Here is a 21,079-nt window from a genome sequence, read left to right as displayed (position 1 = left end):
CCCAAAGGTGCCCATAGAACAACGATCTGAAGCGCGCCGCATCGGTCCCTTTCGACGCGACGCGCTTTCGCTACCATGACGGCTTCCGCCTGCCCGCTATGGCTCTCCCGGGCCATTTCCCCACTGGCCCTTTCGGGCGAAGCAGCGAGGAGCCGGATCGGTGCAATGTGCTCTCCTGCACCATCCTGCGCACCCGACGGATGGACGGCACAAGCAAAGCAACAAGATAAATCGTCGCGTCGAAACCATATGGCGCGGGCGCGATCAGGGAGGAAACCGATGACCGACGAAACCTATGCAAAACTGCGTGAAGGCTTGCGCGGAGAGCTGATCCTGCGCGGCGGAGCCGGCTATGAGGAGGCCCGCAAGGTCTACAACGGCATGATCGACAAGAGTCCGGCGCTGATTGCACGCTGCGTCGATGTCGCCGACGTGATCACCGCTGTAAGGTTCGCGCGCATAAACGACCTCCTCATCGCCGTGCGCAGCGGCGGCCACAACGGCGCGGGATTGGGGATTTGCGACAACGGTCTCGTCATCGACCTGTCGATGATGAAAGGCGTCCATGTCGACCCGAAAACCCGCACCGTGAGGGTCGCGCCCGGCTGCACTTCGGGCGACGTGGACCACGCCACCCATCCTTTCGCGCTCGCCGTTCCGTTCGGCATCGTTTCGACCACGGGCGTCGCCGGCCTTACCCTCGGTGGAGGAACCGGCTATCTCACGCGCAAATACGGCCTCACCATCGATAATCTGATCGAGGCCGATCTGGTGCTGGCCGATGGCAGCATGGCGAAGGCCAGCAAAAGCGAGAATCCCGACCTGTTCTGGGCGCTCCGGGGCGGCGGCGGCAATTTTGGCGTGGTAACCAGCTTCCTGTTCCAGGCTCATCCGGTGAACATGATCTTCGGCGGTCCGGTGTTCTGGGACGCCAGGCACGCGTCGGCGGTCATGCGTACCTATCGCGACTACCTGCCGGAAGCGCCGGAAGACCTCGGCGCTTTCGTCGGCCTCAAATCCGTCCCTTCGAGCGATCCTTTCCCGCGCGAGCATTGGGGCAAGCGCGCCTGTGCCATCATCTCGTGCTACAACGGCACGGAGGAGGACGGGCGCAAGGCCATGGCGCCGCTGCTGGACACCTTGCCGCCGCCAATGTTCAACTGGATGGGCGTAATGCCGTTCCCGGCGATGCAGTCGCTATTCGACCCGCTCCTTCCGAAAGGCCTGCAATGGTACTGGAAGGGCGATTTCGTCAAGTCGCTTCCCGACGAAGCGATCGCGACCCATATCGCACAGGCCGCCCAGGCGCCCAGCGAATTGTCGCTCATGCATCTATACCCGATTGACGGCGCCGTCCGCCGCGTCGGCAAGGACGAGACCGCCTGGAACGCGCGTGACGCAAGCTGGTCGATGGTCATCGCCGCCATCGACCCCGATCCGGGCAAAGCCGCCGACCTGACCGCGTGGGCACGGAATTACTGGGCGAGCGTCCATCCCCATAATGGCGAGGGCGGCTACGTGAACTTCATGATGGACGATGAAGGAGACGCGCGCTTGCAGGCGAGCTATGGCGGGAATTACGAGCGGCTGAGCCAGGTTAAGCGAACCTACGACCCATCCAATGTCTTCCGGGTCAACCTGAACATCAAGCCCGCGACGTCGGCGATGCCGGGCCGGACGGCCGCGTAGTGCCGGGGTCTCGCCGCTGATGCCGTTCGGCGGCCGTGCCTGTCAAATGCAGCGCAATCGCGAAGTGGAATGGCGCTGACGACCCTCTCAAGCGGGGTCGCCGGCGCCGGCCACAGCCATATAAGATCTGCCTTTGCCGGAAGGAGACAGATTACCCGTGCGCCACCATCACATGGCGCACGGCGGTATAATCCTCCAGCGCGTAGAGCGACATGTCCTTGCCGTAACCGGACTGCTTCAGCCCGCCATGCGGCATCTCGTTGGTCAGCATGAAGTGGGTGTTGATCCAGGTGCAGCCATATTGCAGGCGAGCGGCCGTCGCCATGGCGCGCGAGACGTCCCTGGTCCATACCGATGACGCCAAGCCATAATCGCTGTCGTTGGCCCAGTTCACCGCCTCGTCGACTTCCGTGAAACGGGTGACCGAGACCACCGGGCCGAAGACTTCGCGGCGCACGATCTCGTCCTCCTGCAAGGCGCCGGCGACGACGGTCGGCTGGTAGTAGAAGCCGGTGCCCTCGCCCGGCTTGCCGCCGGTGGTGATCTCGATGTGCTTCAATTCCGAGGCGCGCTCGACGAAGCTCGAGACACGATCGCGTTGGCGGCGCGAGATCAGCGGGCCGATCTCGTTCTCGGCATCGTCCGGCAGATTGTACTTGATGGTCGACACGGCCGAGGAGAGATCGGCGACGAGCTTGTCGTAGACCTTCTTGCCGGCATAGATGCGGCAGGCGGCGGTGCAGTCCTGGCCGGCATTGTAGTAGCCGAAGGCGCGCAGGCCGTTGACCACGGCGCCGAGGTCGGCATCATCGAAGACGATGACCGGGGCCTTGCCGCCGAGTTCCAGATGCGTGCGCTTGACCGACTTGGCGGCCGCCTGCAGCACCTTCTTGCCGGTGGCGACATCGCCGGTGATCGAGATCATGTTGACCTTGGGATGGTTGATCAGCGTATTGCCGACGCTCTCGCCGCGTCCGAGCACGACATTGACGACCCCTTCGGGCAGGATTTCGGCCAGGATCTTCGCCAGTTTCAGCGCCGTCAGCGGCGTCTGTTCCGACGGTTTGAAGACGACCGTATTGCCGCCGCCGATCGCCGGCGCCAGCTTCCAGGCCATCATCATCAACGGGTAATTCCACGGCGCGATGGAAGCGACGATGCCGATCGGATCGCGCCGGACCATCGAGGTGTGGCCCGGCAGGTATTCGCCGGCTACCTGGCCTGGCATGGAGCGGACGGCGCCGGCGAAGAAACGGTAGCAGTCGACGATCGCCGGGATTTCATCATTGAGCACGGCATTGATCGGCTTGCCGCAGTTCAGCGCCTCGAGCGCCGCGAATTCCCTGGCTTCGGCCTCTATGCGGTCGGCGATCTTAAGGAGATAGCCCGAGCGCTGCGCGGGCGTGGTTCGCGACCAAGCCGCGAACGCTTTCCCGGCAGCCGTCACCGCCGCCTCGATCTGCGCCGGGCTCGCCTCGGGGAGATTGAGAATGGTCGCCCCGGTCTTCGGATTGAGGACCGGCTCCTCGGTCTCGGTGCCTTTCTCGAACTTCGAGCCGATCAACATCTGGGTGTCCATTGGATTCTCCATTGGCAATAGTGAGTAGTGAATGATGAATAGTGAGTAGTGAGTAGTGAGTAGTGAATAGTGAGTAGGTTTCTGCCGCGTATTCACTATCCAAAACTACTATTCACCATCCTCCCATTCACTACTCACTACTCACTACTCACTGCTCACTATTTCATTTCCCGCTGCCGGCGATCTGGTCGCCGTCGCGGGTCAGGTAGTAGGCGGCGAGGATCGGCAGCAGCGTCACCAGCACCACCACCATCGCCACGACATTGGTGACCGGGCGCTGGCGCGGGCGGATCAGTTCTTCAAGCATCCAGATCGGCAGCGTCTGCTGCTGGCCGGCGGTGAAGGTGGTGACGATGACCTCGTCGAACGACAGCGCGAAGGCCAGCATGCCGCCGGCAAGCAGCGCCGTGGCGATGTTGGGCAACACGATATGCCGGAAGGTCTGGAAACCATCCGCGCCGAGATCCATCGAGGCCTCGATCATCGAGCCCGAGGTGCGGCGGAAGCGGGCAACGGCATTGTTGTAGACGACAACCACGCAGAAGGTGGCGTGGCCGAGCACGATCGTCCAGAACGAGAACGGAATGTCGGCCAGCGCGAAAGCCGAACGCAGCGCAATGCCGGTGATGATGCCGGGCAGCGCGATCGGCAGGATGACCAGCAGCGAAATGGTTTCACGGCCGAAGAATTTCGTCCGTGACACCGCGGCGGCGCACAGCGTGCCGAGAACCAGCGCGATGGCCGTTGAGATGGCGGCGACGCGCACCGAGAGCGACAGCGCTTGCCACACGTCCGGCCGGTTCCAGGTGACGGCGAACCACTGCGTGGTGAGCCCCGGCGGCGGCCAGACGAAGCTCTTCTCTTCGGTCGTGAAGGCATAGACGAAGATCAGCAGGATCGGTAGATGCAGGAACAGCAACCCGCAGGCCGCAGCGATCTTCAGGCCAAGCGGAGCCGATTGGGCACGGTCAGAGCGCATCGAAGGCCCCCATGCGCTTGGCGCCCCAGAGATAGAAGCCCATGATGACGATCGGCACCACCGTGAAGGCGGCGGCGAGCGGGATGTTGCCGGCCGTGCCTTGCTGCGAATAGACGGCCTGGCCGATGAACAGGCGCGACGTGCCGATGATCTGCGGGATGATGTAGTCGCCCAATGTCAGCGAAAAGGTGAAGATCGAGCCGGCGACGATGCCGGGCAGCGCCAGCGGGAACAGCACATTGCGAAAAGTCTGGCCGGGCGACGCGCCAAGGTCGGAAGAGGCTTCGACCAGATTGCCGGGCACGCGCTCGAGGGCTGCCTGCACCGGCAGGATCATGAAGGGCAGCCAGACATAGACGAAGACGATGAAGGTGCCGGTGAACGACACCGACAGCGAGTTGCCGCCGACGACCGGCAGCGACAGCCACGCATCGAGCAACCCCAACAGCTTCAGCTTGGCGAGCAGCCAGGTGAGAATGCCTTCCTTGGCCAGGATCAATTTCCAGGCGTAGATCTTGACCAGGTAGCTCGACCACAGCGGCAGCATGACGCCGAGATAGAACAGCGCTTTCCAGCGGCCGCGCGCATAGCGCGCCGCGTAATAGGCAATGGGGAAAGCGACGACAGCCGAGGCCAGCGTCACCAGGGCCGCCATCGTCACCGTGCGCAGAATGATGTCCAGATTGGCGGCCTGCAACAGGTCGCCATAGGTCTTCAACGTGAACTCACGGTTGATAAGCCCGGAGAACTCGTCGATCGAGAAAAAGCTCTGCGCCAAAAGAGCGAACAACGAGCCGATATAGACGATGCCGAGCCACAGGACCGGCGGCAGCAGCATAAGCAGAAGGAGCAGTTGCGGCCTGCGCCAGAAGAGGTCGGAGAGCGCGCCGCGTATGCCGCCGCTGCCGGGCAGGATGGCAGGGGCTGGGCTGGGGTTGAGCGCGGCAATGGTCATGGGGCCGCCGTGTGCTGAAGAGAATTATATGAGAGGCCGCGTTCTGCGTCGCCCCCCTCTGTCCTGCCGGACATCTCCCCCTCACGGGGGGAGATTGGCAATTTCTCAGCCTCGCCAATTCTGCGACGTTGGAAATTGGCGAAACCCGAAAGGGCAGCCAATCTCCCCCCTTGCGGGGGAGATGTCCGGCAGGACAGAGGGGGGTGCTTCGCGCAAGCCTTCATCACACCGCCTCGTCCATCAAATGCAGGCTCTCCCGGTTGAAGGTGAGCACCACCGCCTCGCCTTCCCTGGGCAAGGCCGTGCCGGCAGGCACGATGGCGTGCAATTTCAGACCGTCGGCATCGAGCGCCAGCCTGGTGGTCGCCCCGAGATAGTTAGTTGAGACGAGGCGCGCGGCGACGCCCTCGCCTTTCGCGGCGCGGCCGACGCGGATGGATTCGGGTCGCAGGCTGCCCCAGCGGCGCTGGCCGCAATAGCGCTGGACGAAATCCGGCGGCAGCACGTTGGAGGAACCGACGAAATCGGCGACGAAGCGAGTGCTCGGCCGCTGGTAGATATCTTCCGGCGTGCCGATCTGCATGATCCTGCCGTCGTTGAAGACGGCGACGCGATCGGCCATCGACAGCGCCTCGCCCTGATCGTGGGTGACGAAGACGAACGTTATGCCGAGCGCCTTTTGCAGCGACTTCAGCTCTTCCTGCATGTTCTCGCGCAATTTGAGGTCGAGCGCGCCGAGCGGCTCGTCGAGCAGCAGCACCTTGGGCTGGTTGACCAGTGCGCGGGCCAGCGCGACGCGCTGGCGCTGACCGCCGGAAAGCTGGCCAGGGCGGCGGGCGCCGTAGCCGGGCAGCCTGACCAGCGACAGCGCCTCTTCCGCTGCCTTGTGCCGCCCGGCCTTGCCGACGCCCTTGACCATCAAACCATAGGCGACATTGTCGAGCACATCGAGATGCGGGAACAGCGCATAGTCCTGGAAGACGGTGTTGACGTTGCGGCGATAAGGCGGAACGCCCTCGGCGCGCTCGCCGAAGATCGAAATCGAACCCGCCGTCGGCTGCTCGAAGCCGGCAATGAGGCGCAGGCAGGTCGTCTTGCCGGAACCGGACGGCCCGAGCATGGCGAAGAACTCGCCAGGCACGATTTCGAGGTCGACCGTGTCGACGGCGCGCACGCTGCCGAAATGGCGCGAGACTTTTTGAAAGGAAACGGCTGAGGTCATGGGGTGTCAGTCTCTTGCCGATTGGGTTCTCTTCGGTCGCCCGCAATCGTGGCTGGACGGCGAACGCGCGCCACTTACCTCCTCTCGATGCGGGAGGTCGCGGCGAAGTCGCGGGTGGGGGTGCTCTGGCACAGACCGCCGCGACGCCCCGCCCCGACGCTGCGCGTCGACCCTCCCCACAAGGGGAGGGTGAAGAAAATCATCGCCCGCCGATGACGCCGATATAGTCCGACACCCAGCGGTAATAGGGCACGCACTGGTCGTTCTGGGTGGCGCATTTGGTCACCGGCGTCTTCCAGAACTTGATCTTGTCGAAGTTTTCGTAGCCGTTGGTCTTGCAGCCTTCGTCGGTCAGGAGCTCGTTGCCCTTGCAGGCGGCGGGGACGACCGGCAGCGAGCCGAACCAGGCCGAGACGTCGCCCTGCACCTTGGGCGAAAGCGAGTGTTCGAGCCACATATAGGCGCAGTTCGGATGTGCCGCGTCGGCCTCCATCATAGTGGTGTCGGCCCAGCCGGTGACGCCTTCCTCCGGCACGGTCGAGGCGATGGGCTTCTTGGCCGCGATCAGCGTGTTGACCTGGTATGGCCACGAGCCGGAGGCAACCACGCCTTCGTTCTGGAAATCGTCGACCTGGATGGCGGCGTCGTGCCAGTAGCGGCCGACCAGCGTGCGCTGGACGCGCAGCAACTCAAGCGCGGCCTTGTACTGGTCCTCGTTCAACTCATAGGGGTCCTTGATGCCGAGCTCCGGCTTGTGGAACATCAGGTAGTTGGCGGCATCGGCAATGTGGATCGGGCCGTCATAGGCCTGGACGCGGCCCTTGTTGGACTTGCCGTCCGGCAGCTTCATCTCCTCGAAGACGATGTTCCAGCTCTTGGGCGCTTCCTTGAAGACATCGGTATTGTACATCAGCACGTTCGGCCCCCACTGGTAGGGAACGCCGTAATGCACCTTGTCGACGGTGAACCAGGGGGCGTCCTTGATGCGGTCGTCGACCGTCTTCCAACTCGGGATGAGATCGGTATTGATCGGCTGCACGCGCTTGCCGGCAACGAGGCGCAGCGATGCATCGCCCGAAGCGGTGACGAGGTCGAAGCCGCCCTCGTTCATCAGCGAGACCATCTCGTCCGACGTGTTGGCGGTCTTGACGTTGACCTTGCAGCCGCTTTCCTTCTCGAAGGCGGTGACCCAGTCATAGCCCTTGTCGGTTTCGCCACGCTCGATATAGCCCGGCCAGGCGACGATATCGACCTCGCCTTCACCCTTGCCGAGTTCCGTGACCTGAGCGATGGCCTGGCCGGAGAAGGTCAGCGCGACCGTCAATGCAGTGCATGACTTCAGGAATGAATTCATCATCGATCTCCCATTGATAGGCCCGCGCTTCGGCGGCGGCTTTGTTCCCTGAAGCGAAGTTGCTGTGAAAATCCCGGTTTCGCAAATTCATTTATCAGAAGGGGGATATCGGTTTTTCCGATAGATTAGCGGCCGTTCTTGTCGGGGCGCTGGCGAACCATGCGCTGCGACTGCGCCAGACCGATGAAATCGCGCGCAGCCTGCGGCAGGCCGGAGCCGCGGCGCCAGACCATCCCGACCTGGACGACGGGTAGGGCACCGGAGACGTCGCGCGACTCGATGCGGTCGCCTTCCAGCGACCACGGCCGGTAGACGAGGTCGGGCAGCAGCGCCACGCCCGCGCCGGTGGCGACGAGGCTGCGCACCGCTTCGACCGAACGGGTGCGGAAGGCGACATGCGGCTTGGCGCCGATTGCCGTCAGCAACTTGCCGGTGTTCTCCTCGATCTCGTCGACGGTCAGCATGATCAGCGGCTCCGAAGCGATGTCGCCGATGCCGATGATGTCGGCGCCGGCGAGCGGATGCCCGAGCGGCAGCCACAGGCGGTAAGCCGAGACTTCAAGGATTTCCGATTGCAGCGCGGTTCGGTCGCGCAGATTGGACGTGACCATCACGGCGATGTCCAGCTTGCCGCCGATCAGCAGATGCTCGAGATAGTCGCCATTGTCCTCGATTGCCGAGACCTCGACGCCGGGATAGGCACGACGGTAGCGGGAAAGCAGGTCCGACAGCACATAGCCGGCGACCAGCGAGGTGACGCCGAGCTGCAGCCGGCCGCCCGCTGTCGCCTGCTCGCCGAGGAAGGCGCGGCGCGCATCGGACACATCGGCCAGGATCTTGGTGGCATGACGCAGGAACTGGTGGCCCTTGTGGGTGATGTTGAGGCCGCGCGGATGGCGGTCGAACAATTCGACGCCGAGATCGCCTTCGAGCTCCTTGATCGCTTCGGTGACCGAGGATTGCGAAATGGAGAGGTTCTGCGCGGCACCCGACACCGTGCCCTGCTCGGCGACGGCGATGAAGAACTGCAACTGGCGGATGGTGAAAGCCATGGCCGGACTAAACACGGCGGGGACGACACTGGGAAGTGGAAACGGATCGGCAACTTGACGGCCCCCAGAATTGTAACTAAATAAGTTACATGAAACGCAACAGCCGGCTGTCTTCCACCTTGCACATTCTGGTCCACATGGCCGAGAAGCCCGAGCGGGCGCTGACCTCGGAGCAGCTTGCCACCTTCATCCATACCAATCCGGTCGTGGTGCGCCGCAACATCGCCGGGTTGCGGGATGCCGGCATCGTCACCTCTTCACGCGGACATGGCGGCGGCTGGCTGCTCGGGCGCCCGCCCGACGAGATCTCGCTGGCCGAAATCAGCGCCGCGCTTGGCGAGACGCTGCTGCCGTTCGGCACCGAGCCGGAGAGCCCCGGCTGCCTTGTCGAGCAGGCCGTGATCGCCGTCCTCGACGATTTTCGGATCGCGGCGGAGAAGCTGCTGGCGGAGAAGCTCAGCCGTATCACGCTGGCCGACCTGACCGCCGACTTCCGCCGCCGTTACGACCTCATCGGAGTCTCCAGCCATGCAGTATGATCTTGCCGTCGTCGGCGGCAGCTTTGCCGGCTTGTCCGCCGCCATCCAGGCGGCCCGGGCCCGGCGCAACGTCCTGGTGATCGACGCCGGCCAGCCCCGAAATCGGTTCGCCGCGCATTCGCACGGCTTCCTCGGCCAGGACGGGCGCACGCCAGGCGCCATCCTGGAGGAGGCAAGACGGCAGTTGCTAGCCTATCCGACGGCTCGCCTTGTCAACGGACGTGCGGACAAGGCGGTCGCCAATAGCAGCAGCGACTTCGAAATCAGCACAGAGGGCGGCGAGACCTTTGGCGCCGCGCGGCTGGTTCTGGCCACCGGCGTGCGCGACATCCTGCCGGAAGTTCCCGGGCTTGCCGAGCAGTGGGGCAAGACCGTGCTGCACTGCCCCTATTGCCACGGCTACGAGGTTTCCGGCGGGCCGCTTGGCGTGCTGGCGACCGGGCCCATGTCCCTGCATCAGGCGCAGTTGATCGCCGACTGGGGCGACGTCACGCTGTTCGGCAATCGCCTGATCGAGCCCGATGCCGAACAGATGTCTGCCCTGGAAGGCAAGAATGTGAGGTTCGAACCCGCTGCGGTCGCCGAACTGCGGGAGGATGGCACGGGCGGCTTGACGGTGATCCTCGACGGCGGCCGAAAGGCCGGGGTTCGCGCGATATTCACCGCCCCGCGCAATAGCATGGCGAGCCCGATGGCCGAACAGCTCGGTTGCGGCTTCACGGACGGTCCACTCGGCCCGGTGATATCAATCGATGACAGGCAGCAGACGACGGTCCCCGGCGTCTTCGCCGCCGGGGACGCATCACGCGCGATGCACAACATCGCCTTCGCCGTATCGGGCGGCGCCTTCGCCGGCATATGCGCCCACCAGTCACTGGTATTCGGTTAGCTCAGGCTGCGTTGCCCGCGACGCTGAGCCGCGCGCCGGCCTGCGCCAGGCCAGCAGCGATGTCGCGCGGCGGCGGCCGGTCGGTGGCGAGCTCGGAAAAGCCATCGAAGCCGCAGACCTGGACCAAGCCCTGGCGCCCGAACTTGGAATGATCGGTGACGACGAGCGAACGCTGGCCGCGCGACAGCACCATGCGGGCGAACTCGGCCTCGTCGAGATCGTAGTCCATGACACCCGTCACCGCATCGACGGCACCCGTCGAGATCACCGCATGGCTGACCGAGAAGCGGCTGACGAAGTCGATGGCCGAGGCGCCGAAGGCTGCGCCGGAATCGCTGCGCAGCTCACCGCCGGCCATGTAGACCTTGTTGCCGTTGACGGTGGCCAGCGTGCGGGCGATGTCGGATGAGTTGGTGACGACCGTCAGCCGCCGATGGCCGAGCAGTTCACGCGCCAGGAACGAGGTGGTCGTTCCCGTGTCGAGCATGATCGATTCGCCGTCGCGGATGGTGGCGGCGACCATGCGGGCGATGAGGCGCTTGGCCTCGGCGTTCTCTCGCATGCGCCGTTCGAACGGCGCTTCGCCGATCGTCGACGGCAGGCCGACGGCGCCATGCATCTTCAGGAGCGAGCCGTCGCTGGTGAGGGGCTTGACGTCGCGGCGCACGGTCTCCAGCGAAACGCCCAGCCGGTCGGCCAGGCTGGCGATGGTGACGGTGCCTTCCTCCTGCAGAAACCGCAGGATTTCGCCGTGCCGCTTGGAATGGCTCATCGGGTCATTTCCAGTCGCGCCATGATGCAGTGACCGCTTCTATGGCAAATCTGCCGCATATTACAAGGAATCTCGAAAGAATACGGGCAGGAAAGCAGAAAAAGCCACAGAATCTCGTTGACAACGTGGCTTACCCGGCGTGACACTGATGCCGTGTCAGGCTCGCACTGCCACGGAAAAGCGATAGCGGAGCCTGATCCGAATTTGTGTGCCCCAAGGTCTGGAAACTGCCTGACGCGAGGGCGACTGGAAGAATTTTCTCATCCGCGGGGGCGGATGCCGGCCTCGAAGAGCCCGGCACGTGGGGCTCGTCGGTGCGGCGCGGGATACCGATCCCGAATGCCGCGCCGGCGAGGTCTTTGCCAGAACGAGCGTCCGGACAAACGGCGGGTCGCCACGGCGGCGCCGCCCCGTCGGCGCCTTGCCGTACGAAGGGCGAATTCATGACGGCCGAGGACCGCATCCGCGCCCTGCCTTGCTGGACAGGCAGCGTCGAGATCGAGCCGCTGCCCGGCGGGCTGAGCAATGCCAATTATCGGGTTAAGGACGCCGCCGGGAGGCATGTCGTGCGTTTCGGCAGGGACTATCCCTTCCACCACGTCTTTCGCGAGCGTGAGGTGATGACCGCACGCGCCGCGCATGCCGCCGGTTTCGCGCCGGCGGTCCGCCATGCCGAACCCGGCATTCTCGTGACGGAGTATCTCGGCGCCAAGACCTGTCTGGCTGAGGACGTGCGCGCCAATCTCGGCCGTGTCGCCGCCCTGATGCGCGGCTTCCACCGCGAGATGCCCAACCACGTCTCCGGTGCCGGCTTCATGTTCTGGGTGTTCCACGTCATCCGCGACTATGCGCGCACGCTGGAGGACGCCGGCAGCCGCAAGGCGAGCGACCTGCCGCGTCTGCTGATGCTGGCCGACGAGCTCGAACGCGCCCAGAAACTGCTGCCGATCGTGTTCGGCCACAATGATCTTTTGCCGGCGAATATTCTCGACGACGGCAGCAGGCTATGGCTGATCGACTTCGAATATGCCGGCTTCAATACCGCGATGTTCGACCTTGCCGGCGTCGCCTCGAACGCGGGCATGAGCGACGAGGAATCCTTCGCCTTCCTGACCGCTTATTTCATGAAGGAGCCGGACGAGGCGATCCGCCGCTCGCATGCAGCCATGCAATGCGCCTCGCTGCTGCGCGAGGCGATGTGGAGCATGGTTTCGGAACTCTACCTCGACGTGCCCGGCATCGACTACGTCGCCTACACGGAAGAGAACCTGACGCGGCTCGATGCCGCGCTGGAAAACTACCGGACAAAATACGGGACCTGAATTCATGACCTTGCCAACCCAGGCAGCGATCGTCGTCATCGGCGGCGGCATTATCGGCTGCTCGACGGCCTACCATCTGGCCCGCGACCACAAGGCAGATGTGGTGCTGCTCGAACAGGGCAAGCTGACTTCGGGCTCGACCTGGCACGCCGCCGGCCTGGTCGGGCAGCTGCGCTCGTCGGCCTCGATCACCCGCGTGCTCAAATATTCGGTCAACCTCTACAAGGGGCTGGAGGCCGAGACCGGCCTCGCCACCGGCTGGAAGATGAGCGGGTGCCTGCGCCTTGCCACCAATGCCGACCGCTGGACCGAGTACGAGAGGCTGGCGACGACAGCGAAGAGCTTTGGCATGGACATGCAGTTGCTGTCGCCGGCGGAGGTCAAGAACATGTGGCCGCTGATGGAAACCGGCGATCTCGTCGGCGCTTCCTGGCTGCCGACCGACGGTCAGGCGAGCCCATCCGACGTCACCCAGTCGCTGGCCAAGGGCGCGCGCATGCATGGCGCAAGGCTTTACGAGGAAGTGCGCGTCACCGGCTTCGAGATCAAAGGCGGCCGCATCATTGCGGTGAAGACCAACATGGGCGACATCGCCTGCGACAAGGTGGTGAACTGCGCAGGACAATGGGCACGGCAGGTTGGCGCCATGGCCGGCATCAACGTGCCGCTGCAGCCGGTGAAGCACCAGTTTATCGTCACCGAGAAGATCGACGGGCTGGCGACCGATGTCCCGACCATCCGCGACCCGGACCGGCGCACCTATTTCAAGGAAGAGGTCGGCGGGCTGGTGATGGGCGGCTATGAGCCAAACCCGCAGGCCTGGACGCCTGATCTCCCCGGAGGCGACGTGCCCAATGACTGGGAGTTTCGGCTGTTCGACGACGACTATGATCATTTCGAACAACATATGAGCCAGGCGATCGCGCGCGTGCCGGCGCTGGAAACCGTCGGCGTCAAGCAGATGATCAACGGGGCCGAGAGTTTCACGCCGGACGGCAATTTCATCCTCGGCGTGGCGCCCGAATGCGCCAACATGTTCGTCGGCGCCGGCTTCAACGCCTTCGGCATCGCTTCGGGCGGCGGCGCCGGCTGGGTGCTGGCGCAATGGGTGGTCGATGGCGAGGCGCCGTTCGATCTGTGGGTCGTCGACATCAGGCGCTTTTCCAGCCTGCACCGCGACCGGCATTGGGTCCGCGAGCGCACGCTGGAAGCCTATGGCAAGCACTACACGATCGGCTTTCCACATGAGGAGTATCTCTCCGGCAGGCCGCGCATCGTTTCGCCGCTGTACAATAGGCTGAAACAGCATCGCGCCGTGTTCGGTTCGAAGCTCGGCTGGGAGCGGCCGAACTGGTTCGCCCCCGAAGGCGTCGAGCCGCGTGACGTCTATTCCATGGGCCGGCAGAATTGGTTTTCAGCCGTCGGCGACGAACATCGCCATGTGCGCGAGAAGGTCGGCATCTTCGACCAGTCGTCCTTCGCCAAATACGAGCTGACCGGGCCCGACGCGCCGAAGGCGCTGGACTGGATTTGCGCCAATGACGTCAACAAGCCGGCCGGCCGGCTGACCTATACGCAGCTTCTCAACACGCGCGGCGGCATAGAGGCCGATCTCACCGTGTCGCGGTTCGGCGAGGACAGGTTCTATATCGTTACCGGCACGGGCTTCCGCACCCATGACCTGTCCTGGATCAGCGACCATGTCGAAAAGGAGCTCGACATCACGCTCACCGACGTCACCGAGGATTTCGGCACGCTGTCGCTGATGGGACCGCGCGCCCGCGAAGTGCTGGCCGGCGTGACCGATGCCGACGTTTCCAACAGCGGTTTCCCATTCGGCCATGCCCGCGAGATTGTCGTTGCCGGCCACACCGTGCGGGCGTTGCGCGTCACCTATGTCGGGGAACTCGGCTGGGAGCTGCACGTGCCGATCTCCGCAACCGGCGAGATCTTCGACGCGTTGATGTCGGCAGGCAAGCAACATGATATCCGCCCGGTCGGCTACCGGGCCCTGGAATCGCTGCGACTGGAAAAGGGCTATCGCGCCTGGGGCTCCGATATCACCCCCAACGACACGCCGCTGGAAGCCGGCCTCGGCTGGGCGGTGAAGCTTCGCAAGAACACGGATTTCGTAGGGCGGCGCGCCTTGGAGAAAATCACTGGCGGGCCATTGAAGAAGCGTTTCGCCGGCTTCACGGTCGACGATCAGGACATCGTGCTCGTCGGGCGCGAGACGATCCTGCGCAATGGCGAGCCGGTCGGCTATCTCAGCAGCGGCGGCTATGGCTACACCGTGGAGAAGAACATCGGCTACGGCTATGTGCGCAATGCCGACGGCGTGAGCGACGATTTTCTCGCCTCGGGCCGCTATGAGCTGGTCGTGGCGATGCAGCGCACGCCGGCAAAGATCCATCTCGAGCCGATGTATGATCCGGCCGGGAACAGGATCAAAGCCTGATCAGTTCACACGCAAGGCGAGGCAGCGGCTGGGCACCGTGTCGGCCTCGCCCGGCATCGAGACGTACGGGCGCGTTTCCTCGATGCGGGTGACCAGCCCCTGCGCCTCCAGCTCCGCGACCCGCGCGTTAAAGCCCAGATCCCAGATCGTATTCTTGACCGTCAGCACGATCACGCCGCCCGGCCGGCAGATGCGGATCAGTTCGTCCAGCCCTTCGGCACCGACATGGCCCGAGGTAAAGACGCCGGCCGAGATCACCCCGGCATAGGCATTGTCGGCAAAGGGCAGCGGCCCGCCAAGCGCCAGGCAATGCAGGGCCGAATAGACGCCCTTGCGCTCTGCCTGATCCAGCATGCCTTGCGAGATGTCGAGCGCCTCGACCTCGGGATAGCCGGCAATGTCGAGCCATTCGCCGATGAGCCCGGTGCCGGCCCCGGCATCGAGCAGCGGGGCCGAGCCACGCGGCAGATGCCTTGCCAGCAAGGCCAGGCAGATGGTGGGATGACGATAGCCGGCGGCCGACATGTCGCTGTCGTAGGTCTGCGACCAACGGTCATAGAGCGCCGCCACGTCTTCCGGGCGCTTGGCCGCGTAGGCAGCGCCAAGCGCGCCCTTATGCTTGCTGTCGGTCACTTTCGTCCTGTCCGCCATGCCCTAAATTGGTCTCGCACGGATGATAGCCAAAGCACGAATTTTGTGGAACCGTCTCTGCGACAAATAACAGCGGGGGAGCGGGCATGACAATGGACGAGGCACGGACAAAACTTGCCGCCATTCCCATGCTGGCCGGCTATAACGGGACGCTGGAGCGGCTTGGCGGCCTCACCAACCTGGTTTTCAAGGCCGGGGACTTCTGCCTGCGCATTCCAGGCAAAGGCACCGAGGAATATATCAACCGCGCCAATGAGGCGGTGGCGGCGCGCGAAGCGGCTAAGGCAGGTGTCAGCCCCGAGGTGCTGCATGTCGATCCGGGCACCGGCGTGATGGTGACGCGCTTCATCGCCGGCGCCGTAACCATGTCGCCGGAAAAATTCAGGGTTCGGCCGGGCAGCCCGGCGCGTGCGGGAGAGGCCTTCCGCAAGCTGCATTCGTCCGGTGCGGTGTTTCCGTTCCGTTTCGAACTGTTCGCGATGATCGATGACTATCTGAAGGTGCTGTCGACCAAGGAGGTCGCCCTGCCCGCCGGCTATCACGACGTGGTGCGCGAGGCCGGTGGCGTGCGCGCGGCGCTGTCGGCCCACCCGCTGCCCGTCGTCGCCTGTCATTGCGACCCGCTGTGCGAGAATTTTATCGATGCGGGTGACAGGATGTGGATCGTCGACTGGGAATATTCAGGAATGAACGATCCGCTCTGGGATCTTGGCGACCTCTCCGTCGAAGGCAAGTTCGATGCCGCGCAGGACGAGGAGATGATGCGCGCCTATTTCGGCGGCGAGGCGAAACCGGCGGAGCGCGGCCGCATCGTCATCTACAAGGGGATGTGCGACCTGTTGTGGACACTGTGGGGACTGATCCAGCTCGCCAACGACAATCCCGTCGACGATTTTCGGGCCTATGCCGACGGCCGCTTCGCGCGCTGCAAGGCGCTGATGGAGACGCCGGAATTTTCACGGCACCTGGCGGCGATCCGCGAGGGCTAATTCACGCCCTTCGGCACGTTTTCAGGCGGCACCGTCGTGTCGACCACCTTCTGGCGATGGAAGATGAACAAGCCGGCCAGCACGACGATGACCGAGCCGATGAGGATGCGCGGGCCGGGAACGTCGCCGAAGAACGCCAGCCCGAAGACCACCGCCCATAGAAGCAGCGTGTAGTGCAGCGGCGCCAGCGTCGAGGCCGGGGCCAGCTTGAGCGCCCGCGTGATCATCAGATGGGCACCGCAGGAGACGATGCCGAGCAGCAGCATGGCGCCGAAATCGAGCGCCGACGGCGTGTGCCAGGCGCCGATGGTCAGGGCGCCGCCGACCAGCAGCGTGCCGATGGTCTGCCATGTCACCAGATTGGTGTCGCTGGTGCCGCGCAAGCGCCGGTTGAGGATGATGGCGAAAGCGAAGGCAATGCTGCCCGCCAGCGCGAAGCCCGACGACAGCGAGAAAGCCGCCGAGGAGGGCTTGAGCATGATCAGCACGCCGCAGAAGCCGAGCAGGATCGCCATCCAGCGGCGCCAGCCGACCTTCTCGCCAAGCAGGAGATGGGAGAGTGCCGCCACATAGATCGGCCCGGCCATATAGAAGCTCATCACATCCGCAAGCGGCAGATAGACGACGGCGGCATAGAAGAGCCCGGTATCGAGCGTGGTCATGATGACGCGCAGGACCTGCAATTCGGGCCTTTCCATGCGGAACAGCTTGGCGGCGCCCTGGTGGGCGATCATCGGACCGAGCACGAAAAACGCGCCGATCGACCTGATCAGAACCACCTGGCCGACGGAAAAGCTGGCGACCAGCCATTTGCCCATGGCGTCGTTGAGCGCAAACAGGAAGTCGCCGGCCAGCATCAGCAGAATGCCGGCCAGAAGCACGTTCCTGATTGTGGTATTCTGCGCCACGGGTTGCGTCATGCCGATCCCGATTCCTTGCCTGTCTAGAGCGGTTCACCGTTTACGAAAACGGCGAACCGCTCTATCTCTTTATTTCGCGCAATTCCGGACGGAAAACCGTACACACTTTTCCTGGAATTGCTCCAGGCCGCGTCGTAGACGGAAGCGGCCGCTTTGACGAGGAGAAATCCGGGAATCGGCAAGGCCAGCGCCGGGAATCGGCTGGGTCTAGGACGATGTGTGCCGCCGGTTCACCAGTGCCGGCCTGCCGGGGATGGCAAGCCTGGTGTCCTGCCTGGTTCGTTCCGCCACCACTTTGCCCCTGGCGATGACGCAAATGCGTTCAGGGCGCAGGCGAATGGCCTCGACCGGATTGCCGGCGTCGAGGACGACCAGGCTGGCGCGCTTGCCGACGGCGAGGCCTAGATGATCGAGCCCCATGATGGCGGCATTGACGTTGGTGACCATGTCGAAACAGCGCGCCATGTCGGCCGGGCTCGACATCTGGGCGACGTGAAGCCCCATGAAGGCGACGTCGAGCATGTCGGCGGAGCCCAGCGAATACCAGGGATCGAGCACGCAATCCTGGCCCCAGCCGACGCGGATGCCCAGCGCCAGCATCTCCTTGACCCGAGTCATGCCGCGGCGCTTGGGAAACGTGTCGTGGCGCCCCTGCAGCATGATGTTGATCAGAGGATTGGGGATGGCGGAGACGCCCGCCTCGGCGATCAGCGGCAGGAGTTTCGAGACGTAGTAATTGTCCATCGAATGCATCGAGGTGAGATGCGAGCCGGCCACCTTGCCCTGAAGGCCGAGACGCTGCGTCTCATAGGCCAGTTGCTCGATGTGGCGCGACAGCGGGTCGTCGGTCTCGTCGCAATGCAGGTCCACCATCAGGCCGCGTTCTGCCGCGATCTCGCAAAGCTCGGTCACCGAGCGCGTGCCGTCGGCCATGGTGCGCTCGAAATGGGGAATGCCGCCGACGATATCGACGCCCAGATCCAGCGCGCGGATGGTGTTTTCCCGTGCACCGGGCGAGCGGTAGAGCCCATCCTGTGGAAAGGCGACCAATTGCAGGTCGATATAGGGCGCCACCGTCTTCTTGACATCGAGCAGCGCCTCGACCGCCAGCAGCCTGTCGTCGCAAACGTCGACATGGGTGCGGATGGCGAGCAATCCCATCGACACCGCCCAGTCGCAATAGGCGAGCGCGCGATCGCGCACCGCCTCATGCGTCAGGAGCGGCTTCAGTTCGCCCCACAGAGCAATGCCTTCGAGCAGCGTGCCCGAGGCGTTTATCCGCGGAATGCCGTAGGAGAGCGTCGCATCCATATGGAAGTGCGGGTCGACTAACGGCGCAGAGACCAGATTGCCCCGCGCGTCGATCGTCGTGCCGGCGTTGCCATCGAGCTTCGGCTCGATCGTCGCGATCGTCTCGCCGACGATGCCGATGTCGGCAACCCTGCCGTCAGGCAATGTGCCGCCGCGAACGATAAGGTCGAAATCCATCTGTGTCGTCCCCGAAGAATCAGCACCTGTCGGCTGCCGCCGTGATCGCGGCGGGCGAAAAATCTTGCCACGTGGCGCCGCCTCTCATCCGCCTGCCGGCATCTTCTCCCCGTATAGAGACGGGGAGAAGGGAGATGCTGCGACCTCGCCGCCATTTTTGCAACGTCTACAATTGGCGAAATCTTTGGTTATAGCCCTTTCTCCCCGTCACTTACGGGGAGAAATGTCCGGCAGGACAATGAGGGGCAGCACGAAACCTGGCCGATTCGAGCGCTACTCCGGAACGTGCCTCACCGCACCCTTGTCGGCGCTGGTGGCGAAGGCGGCGTAGGCGCGCAATGCGGTCGTCACCTTGCGCTTACGCTTCTCTTCGGGCTTCCACGCCAGAGCGCCCTTGGCCGCCATTGCCGCCCGGCGGCTGGCGAGCTCCTCATCGCTCACGGCGAGGCGGATCGAGCGGTTGGGGATGTCGATCTCGATCGTGTCGCCTTCCCGCACCAGCCCGATCGTGCCGCCTTCGGCGGCTTCGGGCGAGACATGGCCGATCGAGAGCCCCGACGTGCCGCCGGAGAAGCGCCCGTCGGTGATCAGCGCGCAAGCCTTGCCCAAGCCCTTCGATTTCAAATAGCTGGTCGGATAGAGCATTTCCTGCATGCCGGGGCCGCCGCGCGGTCCTTCATAGCGGATGACGACGACGTCGCCGGCCTTGATCTCATTCGACAGGATCGCCTTGACCGAGGCATCCTGGCTTTCGAACACCCGCGCCGGGCCGGTGAATTTCAGGATCGACTCGTCGACGCCGGCCGTCTTCACGATGCAGCCGTCGAGCGCCAGGTTGCCCTTGAGCACGGCAAGGCCGCCGTCTTTGGAAAAAGGCGTCTTCGCCGAGCGGATAACGCCCGTCTCGCGGTCCAGATCGAGCTCGTCCCAGCGACGATCCTGGCTGAAGGCGACCTGCGTCGGCACGCCGCCGGGCGCGGCGAGGAAGAAATCTCGCACGTTCTGGCTTGAGGTGCGCGAAATATCCCAATGATCGAGCGCCTCGCCGAGGCTTGATGTGTGCACGGTCGGCAGGTCGCGGTTGATCAGTCCGGCTTGGTCGAGCTGGCCGAGGATCGCCATGATGCCGCCGGCGCGGTGGACGTCCTCCATGTGCACGTCGGACTTGGCCGGCGCCACCTTGCACAGCACGGGCACCCGCCGCGACAGCCGGTCGATATCCTCCATGGTGAAGTCGACCTCACCCTCATGCGCCGCGGCCAGGATGTGCAGCACGGTGTTGGTCGAGCCACCCATCGCGATGTCGAGCGTCATGGCGTTCTCGAACGCGCCCTTTGAAGCGATGCTGCGCGGCAGCGCCGTCTCGTCGTCCTGCTCGTAATAGCGTTGGGCGAGATCGACGATCAAGTGTCCGGCCTCGACGAACAGCCGCTTGCGGTCGGCGTGCGTCGCCAGTGTCGAACCGTTGCCCGGCAGCGACAGGCCGAGCGCTTCGGTCAGGCAGTTCATCGAATTGGCGGTGAACATGCCCGAGCAGGAACCGCAGGTCGGGCAGGCGGAGCGCTCGATGACCTTGACGTCCTCGTCGGAGATCTTGTCGTCGGCGGCGGCGACCATGGCGTCGACCAAGTCGAGCGCCTGCGCCTTTCCGGCGAGCACCACCTTGCCCGCTTCCATCGGCCCGCCGGAGACGAAGACGGTCGGGATGTTGAGGCGCAGCGAGGCCATCAGCATGCCGGGCGTGATCTTGTCGCAATTGGAGATACAGACCATGGCGTCGGCGCAGTGGGCGTTGACCATGTACTCGACGGAATCGGCGATCAGTTCGCGCGACGGCAGCGAATAGAGCATGCCGTCATGGCCCATGGCGATGCCGTCATCGACGGCGATGGTGTTGAATTCCTTGGCGACGCCGCCGGCCTTCTCGATCTCGCGCGCGACCAGCTGGCCGAGATCCTTCAGGTGGACGTGGCCCGGCACGAACTGGGTAAAGGAGTTGACCACGGCGATGATCGGCTTGCCGAAATCGCTGTCCTTCATGCCGGTGGCGCGCCAGAGGCCGCGGGCGCCGGCCATGTTGCGGCCATGGGTGGTGGTGCGGGAGCGATAGGCAGGCATGAACTTTCCTTAGCTGGCTGGCTGCGCCCGATGCGGAGCGTCGCGGCCCTGAATATGGATCGCAGGCGTTATAGACCGGCAATTATTGTCTGGCCACATTTTT

General features: G+C 64.2%; 17 protein-coding genes. 6 read left to right on the top strand and 11 right to left on the bottom strand.

Going from position 1 to position 21,079, the window contains the following annotated elements; translation table 11 throughout:
- Positions 1 to 279: 279 nt before the first annotated feature.
- Positions 280 to 1,689, top strand: a complete 1,410-nt coding sequence (locus FJ867_RS13485) for an FAD-binding oxidoreductase (protein ID WP_140817623.1) — start codon at positions 280 to 282, stop codon at positions 1,687 to 1,689.
- Between the two features lie 151 nt (positions 1,690 to 1,840).
- Here FJ867_RS13485 and FJ867_RS13480 read toward each other — a convergent pair whose 3' ends face one another.
- From FJ867_RS13480 to FJ867_RS13450, 6 genes are all read right to left on the bottom strand, one after another.
- Entirely contained in the window at positions 1,841 to 3,268 is a 1,428-nt protein-coding gene (locus tag FJ867_RS13480; protein ID WP_140817621.1) for a gamma-aminobutyraldehyde dehydrogenase, read from the bottom strand.
- A 163-nt stretch (positions 3,269 to 3,431) separates the two neighbouring features.
- Positions 3,432 to 4,247 carry an ABC transporter permease gene (locus FJ867_RS13475; RefSeq protein ID WP_140523673.1) on the bottom strand — a complete coding sequence of 272 codons (816 nt, stop codon included), beginning with the start codon at positions 4,245 to 4,247 and terminating at the stop codon, positions 3,432 to 3,434.
- Positions 4,237 to 5,202 (bottom strand): ABC transporter permease, encoded by a 966-nt coding sequence (locus FJ867_RS13470; RefSeq protein ID WP_140817619.1) that lies wholly within the window; start codon positions 5,200 to 5,202, stop codon positions 4,237 to 4,239. Before FJ867_RS13470 ends, FJ867_RS13475 begins: the two co-directional genes overlap by 11 nt.
- A 223-nt stretch (positions 5,203 to 5,425) precedes the next feature.
- Positions 5,426 to 6,424 carry an ABC transporter ATP-binding protein gene (locus FJ867_RS13460; protein ID WP_140817617.1) on the bottom strand — a complete coding sequence of 333 codons (999 nt, stop codon included), beginning with the start codon at positions 6,422 to 6,424 and terminating at the stop codon, positions 5,426 to 5,428.
- 199 nt (positions 6,425 to 6,623) lie between these two features.
- The gene (locus FJ867_RS13455) at positions 6,624 to 7,778 is read right to left on the bottom strand and encodes an ABC transporter substrate-binding protein (protein WP_140513012.1); all 1,155 of its coding nucleotides are present in this window, start codon (positions 7,776 to 7,778) and stop codon (positions 6,624 to 6,626) included.
- A 125-nt stretch (positions 7,779 to 7,903) separates the two neighbouring features.
- Entirely contained in the window at positions 7,904 to 8,830 is a 927-nt protein-coding gene (locus FJ867_RS13450) for a LysR substrate-binding domain-containing protein (RefSeq protein WP_140513010.1), read from the bottom strand.
- Between the two features lie 89 nt (positions 8,831 to 8,919).
- On the opposite strand from FJ867_RS13450, the gene FJ867_RS13445 reads away from it, so the two are divergent.
- Positions 8,920 to 9,369 carry an Rrf2 family transcriptional regulator gene (locus FJ867_RS13445; protein WP_140497064.1) on the top strand — a complete coding sequence of 150 codons (450 nt, stop codon included), beginning with the start codon at positions 8,920 to 8,922 and terminating at the stop codon, positions 9,367 to 9,369.
- A complete protein-coding gene (locus FJ867_RS13440) occupies positions 9,359 to 10,258 on the top strand; it encodes an NAD(P)/FAD-dependent oxidoreductase (protein ID WP_140817615.1) in 900 nt (299 codons plus the stop codon). Before FJ867_RS13445 ends, FJ867_RS13440 begins: the two co-directional genes overlap by 11 nt.
- A 1-nt stretch (position 10,259) precedes the next feature.
- Here the strand turns inward: FJ867_RS13440 and FJ867_RS13435 are convergent, their stop codons facing one another.
- Positions 10,260 to 11,030, bottom strand: a complete 771-nt coding sequence (locus tag FJ867_RS13435; RefSeq protein WP_140556827.1) for a DeoR/GlpR family DNA-binding transcription regulator — start codon at positions 11,028 to 11,030, stop codon at positions 10,260 to 10,262.
- A 443-nt stretch (positions 11,031 to 11,473) separates the two neighbouring features.
- Here FJ867_RS13435 and FJ867_RS13430 point away from each other — a divergent pair, with 443 nt between their 5' ends.
- Together FJ867_RS13430 and FJ867_RS13425 are read left to right on the top strand one after the other, a co-directional pair.
- Positions 11,474 to 12,352, top strand: coding sequence for a phosphotransferase family protein (locus FJ867_RS13430; RefSeq protein WP_140497071.1), 879 nt, complete (start codon positions 11,474 to 11,476; stop codon positions 12,350 to 12,352).
- Positions 12,353 to 12,356: 4 nt separating this feature from the next.
- A complete protein-coding gene (locus FJ867_RS13425; RefSeq protein WP_140817613.1) occupies positions 12,357 to 14,810 on the top strand; it encodes an FAD-dependent oxidoreductase in 2,454 nt (817 codons plus the stop codon).
- Here FJ867_RS13425 and FJ867_RS13420 read toward each other — a convergent pair whose 3' ends face one another.
- Entirely contained in the window at positions 14,811 to 15,443 is a 633-nt protein-coding gene (locus FJ867_RS13420; RefSeq protein ID WP_181165288.1) for a class I SAM-dependent methyltransferase, read from the bottom strand.
- 104 nt (positions 15,444 to 15,547) lie between these two features.
- On the opposite strand from FJ867_RS13420, the gene FJ867_RS13415 reads away from it, so the two are divergent.
- Positions 15,548 to 16,450 (top strand): phosphotransferase family protein, encoded by a 903-nt coding sequence (locus tag FJ867_RS13415; RefSeq protein ID WP_140497077.1) that lies wholly within the window; start codon positions 15,548 to 15,550, stop codon positions 16,448 to 16,450.
- On the opposite strand, the gene FJ867_RS13410 is transcribed toward FJ867_RS13415, so the two are convergent.
- From FJ867_RS13410 to ilvD, 3 genes are all read right to left on the bottom strand, one after another.
- Complete coding sequence (locus FJ867_RS13410) at positions 16,447 to 17,370, bottom strand: DMT family transporter (protein ID WP_140497079.1); 924 nt, start codon at positions 17,368 to 17,370, stop codon at positions 16,447 to 16,449. The two genes, FJ867_RS13415 and FJ867_RS13410, sit on opposite strands and share 4 nt — an antisense overlap.
- 207 nt (positions 17,371 to 17,577) lie before the next feature.
- Positions 17,578 to 18,858 carry an amidohydrolase family protein gene (locus FJ867_RS13405; RefSeq protein ID WP_140817611.1) on the bottom strand — a complete coding sequence of 427 codons (1,281 nt, stop codon included), beginning with the start codon at positions 18,856 to 18,858 and terminating at the stop codon, positions 17,578 to 17,580.
- A 273-nt stretch (positions 18,859 to 19,131) separates the two neighbouring features.
- Complete coding sequence (gene ilvD, locus FJ867_RS13395) at positions 19,132 to 20,976, bottom strand: dihydroxy-acid dehydratase (RefSeq protein WP_140559734.1); 1,845 nt, start codon at positions 20,974 to 20,976, stop codon at positions 19,132 to 19,134.
- Between the last annotated feature and the right edge of the window lie 103 nt (positions 20,977 to 21,079).

The sequence above is a fragment of the Mesorhizobium sp. B2-5-3 genome, assembly GCF_006441005.1.
Taxonomy (GTDB): domain Bacteria; phylum Pseudomonadota; class Alphaproteobacteria; order Rhizobiales; family Rhizobiaceae; genus Mesorhizobium.
Note: the sequence above shows the minus strand (reverse complement) of the source record. Positions and strands in the feature narration are given on the sequence as shown.